General features: G+C 44.6%; 10 protein-coding genes. 3 read left to right on the forward strand and 7 right to left on the reverse strand.

The window, feature by feature from the left end:
• Positions 1–351: 351 nt before the first annotated feature.
• Both AAEY79_RS07320 and ybeY read left to right on the forward strand, forming a co-directional pair.
• Positions 352–1,440 (forward strand): PhoH family protein, encoded by a 1,089-nt coding sequence (locus AAEY79_RS07320; RefSeq protein WP_101211534.1) that lies wholly within the window; start codon positions 352–354, stop codon positions 1,438–1,440.
• Positions 1,441–1,584: 144 nt separating this feature from the next.
• Complete coding sequence (gene ybeY, locus AAEY79_RS07325; protein WP_025653111.1) at positions 1,585–2,181, forward strand: rRNA maturation RNase YbeY; 597 nt, start codon at positions 1,585–1,587, stop codon at positions 2,179–2,181.
• A gap of 93 nt (positions 2,182–2,274) precedes the next feature.
• On the opposite strand, the gene AAEY79_RS07330 is transcribed toward ybeY, so the two are convergent.
• Both AAEY79_RS07330 and AAEY79_RS07335 read right to left on the reverse strand, forming a co-directional pair.
• On the reverse strand, positions 2,275–3,150 hold the full coding sequence (locus AAEY79_RS07330; RefSeq protein WP_025653110.1) for a mechanosensitive ion channel family protein: 876 nt from the start codon (positions 3,148–3,150) through the stop codon (positions 2,275–2,277).
• A gap of 161 nt (positions 3,151–3,311) precedes the next feature.
• Positions 3,312–4,199 carry an energy transducer TonB gene (locus AAEY79_RS07335; protein ID WP_201566356.1) on the reverse strand — a complete coding sequence of 296 codons (888 nt, stop codon included), beginning with the start codon at positions 4,197–4,199 and terminating at the stop codon, positions 3,312–3,314.
• Between the two features lie 768 nt (positions 4,200–4,967).
• Between AAEY79_RS07335 and AAEY79_RS07340 the strand changes: the two genes are divergently transcribed.
• Entirely contained in the window at positions 4,968–5,765 is a 798-nt protein-coding gene (locus AAEY79_RS07340) for a hypothetical protein (RefSeq protein ID WP_201566355.1), read from the forward strand.
• A 185-nt stretch (positions 5,766–5,950) separates the two neighbouring features.
• Here the strand turns inward: AAEY79_RS07340 and AAEY79_RS07345 are convergent, their stop codons facing one another.
• From AAEY79_RS07345 to nuoK, 5 genes are all read right to left on the reverse strand, one after another.
• Positions 5,951–6,781: a ferredoxin--NADP reductase gene (locus AAEY79_RS07345; RefSeq protein WP_025653106.1), complete on the reverse strand. Its 831-nt coding sequence runs from the start codon at positions 6,779–6,781 to the stop codon at positions 5,951–5,953.
• A 171-nt stretch (positions 6,782–6,952) separates the two neighbouring features.
• Positions 6,953–8,431 (reverse strand): NADH-quinone oxidoreductase subunit NuoN, encoded by a 1,479-nt coding sequence (nuoN, locus tag AAEY79_RS07350; RefSeq protein WP_025653105.1) that lies wholly within the window; start codon positions 8,429–8,431, stop codon positions 6,953–6,955.
• A gap of 3 nt (positions 8,432–8,434) precedes the next feature.
• The gene (nuoM, locus tag AAEY79_RS07355) at positions 8,435–10,063 is read right to left on the reverse strand and encodes an NADH-quinone oxidoreductase subunit M (RefSeq protein ID WP_025653104.1); all 1,629 of its coding nucleotides are present in this window, start codon (positions 10,061–10,063) and stop codon (positions 8,435–8,437) included.
• Between the two features lies 1 nt (position 10,064).
• Positions 10,065–11,939 carry an NADH-quinone oxidoreductase subunit L gene (gene nuoL / locus AAEY79_RS07360; RefSeq protein WP_201566353.1) on the reverse strand — a complete coding sequence of 625 codons (1,875 nt, stop codon included), beginning with the start codon at positions 11,937–11,939 and terminating at the stop codon, positions 10,065–10,067.
• Positions 11,940–11,943: 4 nt separating this feature from the next.
• Positions 11,944–12,252: an NADH-quinone oxidoreductase subunit NuoK gene (nuoK, locus tag AAEY79_RS07365; protein WP_025653102.1), complete on the reverse strand. Its 309-nt coding sequence runs from the start codon at positions 12,250–12,252 to the stop codon at positions 11,944–11,946.
• Between the last annotated feature and the right edge of the window lie 33 nt (positions 12,253–12,285).

The raw sequence follows: 12,285 nt of genomic DNA on the forward strand, positions 1-12,285 counted from the left end.
AACTATTGAAATATCTAAAACAGCAGTGATAGTGTGCTTGAGACACAAAGTTGTATAGCTTAAGCATCAGCGCTTGTAAAATCTTGGCGCAGCGGTTGCAATCGTCATACAAAAACAAGGCCTTTCACGCCATCTATTGCTTGAATTTTAAAATCTATCTACCATAATGAAGGCAGGCCATTCACTTATTATCATCCACAAACCCCACAATAATTTTACCGTCATTGTTGTCGCTACTCTCTAAAAGCAATAAAGCATTACTGACTATTTTATCTATTATGCCCCTGCCTCTATCAATAAATAGCAATAGCATCGGGCTACCAATATAAGGATAATCGATTGACTGACTCCATGAGCCGCCGTATAAAGTTCGAATCATTGACTCCAGCACAGCTAAAAACCGTGCTTGGTGAATACAATAACCACATGAAATATATCCAAGAACGCCTCGATATCAAAATTAGCCAACGCCAAGGCGATTTTTGTTTGAGTGGCGATATCACTGGCGTTGAGCGCGGCGAACGTATCATTTATAAAATGGTCGATGAAGCTCAAAATTCAAAAGATATTAGCGCAGAAGAGCTGCACCTCATTATCCAGTCAAGCATCTCGCGCGATCAAGACAATGAGGAAGATGAGCAAGCAGCTGCTGAGGAGAATAAGGACGACTTAGCTACTGCTAGTGAGTTTACCCCGATCAGCTTGCGTACTCGTAATGGTAAAATAATTCCGCGCGGTGGCAATCAGCAGCGTTATGTGAGAGATATTTTATCGTCTGATGTGTCGTTCGGGATTGGGCCTGCCGGTACCGGTAAGACTTATTTGGCAGTCGCTTGTGCCGTCGATATGATAGAGCGTAATGAGATTGAGCGTATTTTATTAGTGCGCCCTGCGGTAGAAGCAGGCGAAAAGTTAGGCTTTTTACCCGGTGACTTGTCACAAAAAATCGATCCCTACTTACGCCCTTTATACGATGCGTTGTACGAGATGCTTGGCTTTGAAAAAGTCGGCAAAATGATTGAGAAGCAAATCATTGAAGTTGCCCCGCTGGCCTATATGCGTGGTCGTACTTTGAACAATTCGTTTGTCATTTTGGATGAAGCGCAGAACACCACGCCTGAGCAAATGAAAATGTTTTTGACACGCTTAGGCTTTGGCTCACGTGCAGTCATCACGGGTGACATTACTCAGGTCGATTTGCCTCGCGGTACCAAATCAGGACTGACGCAGGCGCTCGAAATCCTAAGCGGTATCGAAGAGATTCATATCACTAAGTTTGATTCAAAAGACGTGGTCCGCCATCAGTTGGTGCAACAAATCGTTGAAGCTTATGATGTGTTTGATAATGAGCAGTTGATACTAGAAGAAAAACGCAAACAAGAACGCTTAGCTGAGCAAGAGCGCAGACAAGCGATAAGTAACGCGGCGGCTAAACTATAGGTGAAAAGCTATAGCTGTTGAATTGTAGCTATAATGAAACGTTTAGCTTTAAAACGTTTAGCTTCAAACTAATCAAAACCGGATTACTAAAGACAGTAGTTCGGTTTTTTATTAGGCCGTGCTATTTGTTAATAGGATAGAAAAATGAACCAATCTAATGATAATAATATGAATGAAACAGATGCAAACAATCTCACCAGTGCTGAGCTCAATGTCAGCGCTATTGACAGTATTAATGATGATTTGATTGAGCGCTTTTATAGTGAAGATAGTCTGTTGTCAGTCATAATGGCGACTTTAAATTATATCGATAAACGTATTAACACTGGCATGACGCTGCCTTATTTTGCAGATATCAGTCATGAGCAATGGCAACAGAAGCCAAAAGCACTCGATATATATATTACGGATGAGGCGGAGGGACGCGAGTTAAATCTGGAAGCGCGTGGCAAAAATTATGCGACCAATATTCTGTCCTACCCCAGTGAGATGCCAGCCAACATTATTGAGCTGATGCCAACGCTGCCGCTGGGTGAGCTAATTATTTGTCATGAAGTCATGGTACGTGAGGCCGCCGAGCAAAACAAAACCGTCGCGCAGCATATTAGTCACCTATTGATACACGGTATGCTGCACTTATTAGGGTTTGATCATGAGCTCGGACAGACCGAGCAAGATGAGATGGAAAGTTTTGAGATTGAGATTTTGGCAGGTTTAAACCTACCAAATCCTTATATTTAATTTAATGGCTGTTTAACTTAATAACCGTTAAGTTAATAACGGTTATTAAGCGATAAGTTAATAAACAGTTAAATTTATGCGGCCAATCTTTGGTTAGTCTTTAGTCATGGTTAGCTTTTGTGCCTCACCCATTTGGTTAATCATTTGATCTAGACCTTTGACATGGACACTGCGCTGCGGGAATGGAATCTCAATTTTCTCATCATCAAGCGCATGTTTAAACTGTTCAAGCAAGTCACATTGCATTGACCACCAGTCGGCGTTAGTCGTCCAGACATTTAAAGTCAGATCAACCGAGTTATCACCTAGGTTGGTCACCCGTACGATGGGCTCAGGGTCCGTAAAGGCCATTGCATTATTTCTAGCCAAACTTAGCATGACCTCTTTTGCCGTTTTAATATCGGCATCATAGCCGATACCTACTGTGATATCGACACGGCGATTGGGCAGCGCCGTATAGTTGATGACCGCTGAGGTAGTGATATTGCTATTAGGAATAATAATATCGTGATTGTTGGTCGTCGTAATATGCGTATTGACTAGCGTAATCTCAGTGACGGTGCCAGTGTAACTGCTGATCTGCACAAAATCACCGCGTACGAAGGGACGAAAAGTCACAATCATGATACCAGCCGCGAAGTTTGACAGCTGATCTTTGAGGGACAGACCAATCGCAACCGCAGCACCACCTAATATAGCGACAACCGAGGTAGTCTGTACGCCAACTTTACTTAGCGCAGCCAAAGATACCACGACCAGCAGTACCCCATAAATTAACCGACCTAAAAAGCTTGCAACGGTGTCATCTAAGTGGCTACGTAGCATAATTCGATGCGCGACGGTGACAGCTTTTTTTGCCAGCCAGCGCCCTACGACGAATATGAGTATGGCTAAGGCCACTTTAATAACTAAGCCTAAAGCGTTACTGGTTAAGCTGGCAACATCTACGGTAAAACCTAAAAATTCCATACTGACTCTTTACTCTATTACTGTGTTTTATGAATGTGGGTAGTTGCTATAAAAGACACGATTATTAAAAAACGGTCATTAAAGACTATCATTAAAAAATTGTCGTTAAATTTATACCGTTATAGACGTCATTTTGAAAAATAGAATGGGCTTTTAACAGTTTAATAAGTCACGTCTACTTTGTCACTATAACGATAGGTACGTATCAAACGCAACTCGACGATATCATGCATGTCTTCAGTGAATTTGCCAAAGGGCGCTGCTTGCCGTACTGATTGCTTGGCAGCTTCATCGAGTATCGTGGAGTTTGAGCTTTCAAGCAGACGAATGGCTTTAATATTGCCATCATGATTGATAATAACCATGAGGCGCACCTCGCCCGTAATACCTTGCGCACGCGCTTGGGCAGGATACTGTAAGTTGCCAACGCGCTCGACGTGCTCACGAAAAGTATTGATATAATCGGCAGCTGCACCACGCGTCGTTGAATTACTGTCAACGGTCACCACTTTCGACTTGGTCGCGTAGAGCTGCTGACGCTGAGACAGTTGCGCCTCTAACGTGGCAATCTCTTTACGCAGCCGCTCTTCTTGCGCCATGAGATCATCTTTTGCTTGCTTACTGTCATTATCAGACTCTACCGTAGCCTGCCGCCAGCTCAGCGTGGTACGCAGATAGCTCTCTTGATAGCGCTGCTGGCGCACTTGGCGCTGCAAACTGATCACATCTTGCGTTTCGCTCATTTGCTCAGCAGAGAGCGGACTGCTCTGATCGCTCTCTTGCCGCAACGGTTCACGCACTGTGCCACCGCCCTCTTGGGAGGCATTGGCAATAAAATGCGCATCTTCATTCGGCTGCATATTATCGGTGAGTGCCTTGGCCACGTCTTGCATCATCGCGGCAGGGTCTTTGCCCATCGAAAAACTGATACCAAAAATAATCACCGCATGGACGGCAACGGCGATGACAATAGCAACAGGCAAGCTAATATCACGCTTAGGGGTTTGCGCTGAAAAGTGGTAGCTTTGCGAGTCTTTGATATAGGCCACAATTGGTCTCAGCTTTTAGGTATGAGCTTATAGTTATTTATAAATATAAGGGTGCAGACAATATGCTTATAATGTTGGCGCGCACTATTTAAAGCACATGAGCATATGTTGGCGCTATCATAACATGACACATAATTATGTCGCTAGCATAACTGTTGCTAGCACACATTGCATCATCTTGGCCTTTTTTGGCAAAGTCATAACCTAGCGAGGGTGAGACAGTTTTATGACGAATATCCGTTAACAGGGGTACATTATTAGTTTATTAACCTGCAATAGGTTTAAATGAATAGCGACAAAACGCATGTGTTCATTTTGCATGCTGCTGATTTGTTATATACTGTTTCTAATGATGACAATAATAAATAGTAGGTATTACCCTAACAATCGTGAATTTCTATTGTATATGACATAGCGCTGCTCTAAGCTTAGGGCGTGTTCTCTTTTGAAAAATGGAGATAAGAATGAAATAAATTGCAGTCAATCAAGGAAAACAGCGCAGATAATATTGGGATATTGCCCAGCTCTTTGACGACGTTTGACAAAATTTAGCCATTTTTAGCTCATTTAGAGGTTCATCGCTTGAATTGAGGACACGCCCTAGTATCAATATATGTCATTTAAACCCGTTTTATAGTGACCATTTTTTGAGCCAAAACTACTTTGAACTCATGTAGCATGTCTGACTTTTACAAGACGTTTTCTATTTTATAGACGCTATTTTTCATAAACGCTACTTTGCGTCGCCTCTGATGTTGCTGCCCGATAATGATAAGGATAATAAGTTTGAGTGATTTTGATAACATGAATAATTCAGACAGCTTCGATGACTTCTTCGATAGTATCGGCTATCGTTTTGACGAGTCATTCAGCGATGGTTGGGAGCGCCTGACCCAGACTATTAAGAATATTTATAACAGAACGACTGACAAGTTTGAGGACGAGCTATCGCTGCCAGTGGCACAAATCTATGTCAATGATGCCCTGCAAAAGTTCGTGACCGACAATGTCAAAGCCATCTTAGAGCTGCGTGTTGAGATGCATGACGATTGGTTCCGCTTATACTGCACGATAAATGCAGCCGGTATTTATGCGGAAGTTGCCAGTAATTTTAGCTTGGTTCATGTGCAGCTTGATCGCAATGTACAGCGCTTTGTATTTGGGCAGCAGACTTATACCGATGTGCTCAACCTACGCTGCGAGTCGTTTATCAAGCGCCAAGGCATTAAGCTCTTTATCTGGTTCTATCACCGCATCTTGAAAAAAGACCCGTTGGGTTTTATTTTGTCCTATATCAATATCGCTCGCGCAAAAGACGAAGTCATCTATCTTGATATCAATCGCTGGCTGAAGAAGAACAAAAAAATCATGAGCACTTTGCATAAGGTGCAAGTAAATTATGGCGAAATTGAAGAAGAGCAAATGATTTTGAAAACGCAAATCAATTATCGAGATCTATTGGCAGCGAGCAGCAACGAAGACATCATTGGTGACGATGATGAGCCTGAGCTGATGCAAGGCCCAATCAATCCAATTGCTGATGCCACTGAGCCGAGTCAAGTTTAGACATTATTACTCTTAGCTCATAAAAAAACGCTGATTCTTGGAGACTATGGTCTTTTAAGAGTCAGCGTTTTTTTATTGATACCAATTTTTTGTAGCTTCTGTCTGCGCAGGCACAGCAAGCAAGGAAAATTGATATCAGCAGTGCGTCATGTATCGATATTACTTTTTACTAACTATAGCGAGCGTTACCAGTAGTTTTCTACCGCAATATTGCCCTCACCGCGACGATTCATCACCAAACCTAACGACTTTAGCGTCTCTTTAGTGTCTTCTACCATATCTGGATTGCCACATAACATAACATGCGTGCTTTCAGTGTCTAACGCTATGCCCGCGCGTTCTTGTAACGTACCATCTAATAACAGTTTTGGTAGCCGCTCTGTCAGTGCGCCCTCAACTGGCTCACGAGTAACAATAGGAATGAAGATTAATTTGGCTGGATTATCGACCAGCGAGCCAAAGTCTTCTTGCAAGCGTTCAATCTGCTCGACATAGGCCAGCTCCTCTATCGAGCGCGCACTATACGCCAAGACAATATGATCGTAATCCTGCCACGTTTGCAAGTCTTGTAGCATCGACAAGAACGGTGCCAAGCCCGTACCTGTCGCCAGCAGCCATAAGTCTTTTGGCAACGGCTTTTGATAACGTGCTAAGGTTAAAAAACCAAACGGCATGGTATTGAGCAATAGCTCATCGCCCACTTGTAAGTGCTGCAGCTGCGAGGTGAACGCGCCATCAGGAATCACGATAGAGAAAAACTCTAATACCTCATCAAAAGGAGATGAGACGATAGAATAGGCACGAAAGATATCTTCATTCAATGCAGCATTAGGTGCATCTTTGGCAGACTCGCCTTGCTGCTGATAATATTTTAATTGACTCGGGTTGACACCCAAACGTACAAATTGCCCCGCCGTAAATTTAAAACTATCTGGACGGCTGACGGTAAAGCTAAACAAATTCGGGGTCCAAGTGGTTTTACTCAGTACCGTCACGCTTTGGATATTGTCACTCATAATCATTCGTCACTCATATTTTATTAAGATTTATACTTATAAGAATTTAAAAAGTACAAAAAAAGATGCGCCAAGCTTATCATAAAGCGGGCGCATCTTGTTTTTCTAACCGTAACAGCAGATAAGCAGCTCCATAAGAATGCAGCGACTTACCTTACATTTATAATAGTATTACCAAATACGAGCCAGACTTGCCCACTCAATTAAGGTGTTTGGCAAGATACCGAAGAAGACAATCAGCGCAGTCGCGGCAATCACCATGATACCACCGGTACGAATACCCCATTGTCCAGCGACGTCAAACTCGATAAATTGCTTAGGACGTTTAAATAAGGTAAGCATCACGCGCAAGTAATAGAACAAGCCAATGGCACTACCCAAGATAATCATAGCCGCCAAGAACCAATGTGTGCCTTGTACCGCAGCCAATATCGCAAACAACTTAGTGATAAAGCCTGCCGTCAGTGGAATACCAGCCAATGACAACATCATAATTGTCATAACAGCGGTCAGCACCGGACGACGCCAAAACAGCCCTTGATAATGGGTCAGCTCATCCGCTTCACCAGCCAATCGATACGGGCTCGACATCAAGGTCACCACACCAAAAGCACCGATAGAGGTAAACGCATAAACGGCCATATACATGCTAGAAATACTATCTGCTGCCGTACCAATGCTGACGATGACAATAAGCACGTAACCCATATGCGCAATGGATGAATAACCCAATAAGCGTTTTAGGCTAGTCTGACGGACTGCCAACAAGTTACCCGCCAAAATCGATAAGGTCGCCATAACCATCAGTAACATCTGTACCGACGGTAATGCCAATAAAGACGTATCGATTAAGAACCGTACTGCAAGCGCCATCATAGCGACCTTTGATACCGATGCTAAAAACGTGGCAATCGGTGCCGGTGCGCCTTCGTAAACATCGGGCGTCCACATATGAAAGGGTGCAGCCGACAGTTTAAACGCAATACCGAACATCATCATTGCCGCGCCGAGTATTAATAGTGGCGACTCAAACACGTCACCCAACATAATACTAATCGGTTTAAAGGCCAACGTGCCGACTTGCGCATAGATAAAGGCCATGCCCATGAGCAAGGTTGCCGATGCCGTCGCTGACAGCACCAGATACTTAAGCCCTGATTCAAGCGAGCGATTGCGCATGTAAGTATAAGACAACAGACCATAGAGTGGCACTGAGAGCAGCTCTAAGCTCATAAAGAACGATGCCATATGCTGAGCACAGACCATGAGCAGCGCGCCAGTGGTCGATAGCAGCATGAGCAAGTACAGCTCATCTTTATTGTCTTTGAAATCAGCCAAATAAGCATAAGACAACGTACAGCAAGCCAGCGCACAGATCAGTATCACTACCATATTGAACTGCGCAAAGTTATCAATCACAAAAAGCTGTTCGGCGACTGGTAACTGCGACCCACTAGTAATGATGCCTGCCATTTGCCCAATTAACGTAAACAAACCAATGTTGAGACCAACGACTGTAATAGTGCCGGTTATCATATGTGAGCGTTTAATAGTGATGGCGATCATTACCAGCAATACCGTAATGACGACGGCAATGATCGGTGCATAAGGCATCAGTCCCATCAAATCATTCATCGTAAATTCATTCATGACTTAACGTGCCTCCATTGCATCAAGCAGCTGCGATGCGTCTACTTGTGTCACTTGACTATATATATAGGCATTATTAATCCACTGCATCGCGTGGCTTGAGGTATCAAGGAACGGCTGTGGATACAGTCCGAGCCAGACCAAGCCTGCGGCGAGCATCAGTAATAATGACAGCTCACGTTTGCCCAAATCTTTTAATTTGCGGCTCGGTAAACCGTGTGATTTGGTCTCGCGCATGGCCAATTCTTTAACATTATTGGTACCAAACAACGCGCTATGAATCAAGATAAGGGAGTACAACCCTGCCAATACCAAGCTAAAGGTGGCCAATATCACAAACACAGGATACTGAGCAAATGCGCCTAATAAGATCATGAACTCGCCGATGAAGTTACCAGTACCTGGAATACCTAACAAAGCGGCACAGAAGAACATCAGTATCGGTGCATAGTAGCGGAATTGTCCCCACATACCGCCCATTAAGGTTAAATCGCGGGTATGCAGACGCTCGTACAACTGCCCTGCCATAATAAATAGAGCCGCTGAGCTTAAGCCATGGGCCAGCATTTGAATCATCAAACCTTGCAAGCTGAGCAACGTACCTGCATAGATTGCCAATACCACAAAACCCATGTGCGAGATACTGGTATAAGCCAGCAGGCGCTTCATATCGGTCTGCATAAAGGCTAGCCATGCGCCATAAAAGATACCAATCGTACCCAAGGTCATGGCTATTGGCGCAAAATCTTGTGATGCGGCTGGGAACAGTGGTAAGACAAAACGAATCAAACCATAAGCGGCGGTCTTGATCAGTACCCCTGCCAAATCCACTGAACCGGCGGTTGGTGCCTGCGCATGGGCGTCAGGTAGCCAGCCGTGAAAGGGAACAATCGGTAGCTTGACCGCAAAGCCAATAAAGAAGCATAGCATGATGGGATATTCCCAACCGCCAAGCGAGGTACCGAGCAAGTCATTATAATTAAAGCTGACCACGCCTTTTTGTGCGTAGCTAATGATTACCAGTACCAAGATACCGACCAACATGATGAGGCCAGACGCTTGGGTATAGATAAAGAACTTGGTTGCCGCGTATTCTTTGGTCTTGCCACCGACCACATCATGACCCCAAATAGCAATCAAGAAGTAGATAGGAACCAGCATCATCTCCCAAAAGAAGAAGAATAAAAACAAGTCAATTGCTAAGAAAACACCGATAACGCCGCCCAAACTCCACAGCAAGTTTAGATGAAAGAAACCAACGCGGCGCTGAATCTCATTCCACGAACAGGCCACTGCTGCGATACCCAGTAGCCCTGTAAGAGCCACCATCATAAGCGACAAACCATCCATCGCTAAATGAAAACTAATACCAAAAGTCGGTATCCAAGGCACCATAAATTCAGCGACCCAAGGCACAGCAGCATCTGGTGCAATCACCTGCTTGCTCATACCACCAAAATCACCGTATTGCCACAGTACCAGTGACAAAGCAAAAGTCAACGTCATACCAATTAAAGCAATCCAGCGCGGCAGACGTTTATTAAAGCGCTCTACCAGCCAACACAGCAATCCAGCAATAAACGGAATCGCAATCAATGCTGGTAGCATCCACGTTTGTTGTAACTCAATCATTTTATACCACCGTCATCATTACCAGCACCAGCAATACAGCCATGCCCAAGCCAAAGCTTGTAGCGTAACCTCGAAGTGACCCTGTTTGCGTCGCAGACAATACCCTATTACCAGCCGATGCCAGCTTAGGTAATAGGAGCCACGATTTATCGACAGGATCGGCTTTAAATAAGCGGCCGATGAACAAAAAGGGTTTTACAAAAATTATATCGTATAGCGCATCAAAGCCCAGACCGTGGTAGCACCAATGATATAACGCACCGCCGATACGTGAGCGCTTAAAGCGTGTGAGTGTACGACCTTTATCCACCACATATAATAGTGCTGCTAAGACAAGCCCTGCGAGCATCGCACCCATCGCGATATACTCTGCGGTGTGCTTGGCATGCGCTTGACCAGCAACTTCTAATAAGTGTCCAACGCTCTCTGGCAGCACCCCTTGCAATGGCGGAGTAATCAATGCGCCAACCGCAGTTGATAACACCAGCAATACAGTCAGTGGCAACCAATATGACACCCCTGACAACGTGTGCGCATGGGTTTTTTCTTCGCCAAAAAACACAATCCAAATCATACGGAAAGTATAAAGCGCGGTTAAGAAAGCACCGAATACACCCATATAGAATAAAACTTGATGACCAGTGGCATAGGTTTCCCACAGAATGGCTTCTTTAGAATAAAAGCCAACGGTGACCCAAGGTATCGCAGCCAGCGCACCGCCACCGATGATATAACACCAAAACACTAATGGAATCTTTTTGCGTAAGCCACCCATCTTAAAGATATCTTGCTCGTGGTGTACCGCCAAAATGACCGCGCCTGATGATAAAAATAGCAACGCTTTAAAGAAAGCATGGCTCATCAAATGGAAAATCGCTCCTTGCCATGCGCCCACACCAAGTGCTAAGAACATATAGCCAATTTGGCTCATAGTCGAATAAGCAAGGATACGTTTGATGTCAGTTTGCGCCAGTGCACAAAAGCCAGCAACGACCAACGTCAGTGCTCCAACGCCGCCGACCCAATATAATAAAATACCAGGCGTCAGCAGGAACAGTGGATGCAGACGGGCGATTAAATAAACCCCTGCCGTGACCATCGTTGCCGCGTGAATCAATGCCGAAACTGGCGTCGGACCTGCCATCGCATCGGCAAGCCACGTATGTAATGGTAGCTGCGCTGATTTACCCATCGCGCCACCAACGAGCATCATGGTCGTTAGAATCATCGTTGGATTGTTAATATCAAACACTTCCGGAGCGCGCGTAATAATCTCTTGAATATTAAGCGTGCCAAATTCGCGGAATAATAAAAACAAACCAAAGGCTAAGAACACATCACCCACACGGGTGACGGTAAAGGCTTTCATCGCCGCCCGACCATTGGCTCTGTCATGATAATAAAAACCAATGAGTAAGTATGAACAGATACCGACGCCTTCCCAACCGAGATATAGCAAGAACAGGTTATCTGCCAAGACTAGCAATAGCATGCTGGCGACAAACAAATTCATATAGCTAAAGAAACGCGCAAAGCCTGTATCGCCTTTCATGTACCATGCGGCAAATAGATGGATTAAAAAGCCAATGCCAGTAATAACACCTGTCATCGTTAATGCTAAACCGTCAAAGCTCAAGCCAAAGCTTGGTGCAAAGTCTCCCACTTGGAACCAAGTCCATAGCGGAACCTCAATGACCGTGCCCGCAGGATGCGTCGTTAAAAAAGTATAGCTGACCACCAGTGTGCATAGCGCTGATAGCAGCATACTACCGACACCGACAATCGCGGCTACTTGCTCTGATAATTTGTCACGCATAAAGGCTAAAATCAAAAAGCCAACGAGCGGGAATATAAAGGTTAATGGTAATAAACTCATGACATCATCCTTTCATCTCATTGGCGCTATCGACATCGAGATGCCCACGCTGATGATAAAAACGTAATAATATTGCCAGACCAATAGAGGCTTCAGCGGCTGCCAACGTCAAAATAAAGATAAACATAATTTGTCCATCCGGATCGACCCAGCGACTGCCTGCGACCACAAACGCTAAGGCTGCCGCGTTCATCATGATCTCAAGGCTCATTAGCATAAATAAAAAGTTACGCCGTACCATGACACCGCACAGACCAATGGCGAATAAAATTCCCGCCAAAATTAGTCCGTGGCTCATGGGTATCATACCCAGTACATTCTGCGCCGCGGCAGCGGGCTGTACTAA

Origin of the sequence: Psychrobacter sp. GW64-MNA-CIBAN-0177 (genome assembly GCF_040309585.1) — a bacterium.
GTDB classification, from domain to species: Bacteria; Pseudomonadota; Gammaproteobacteria; order Pseudomonadales; family Moraxellaceae; genus Psychrobacter; species Psychrobacter okhotskensis.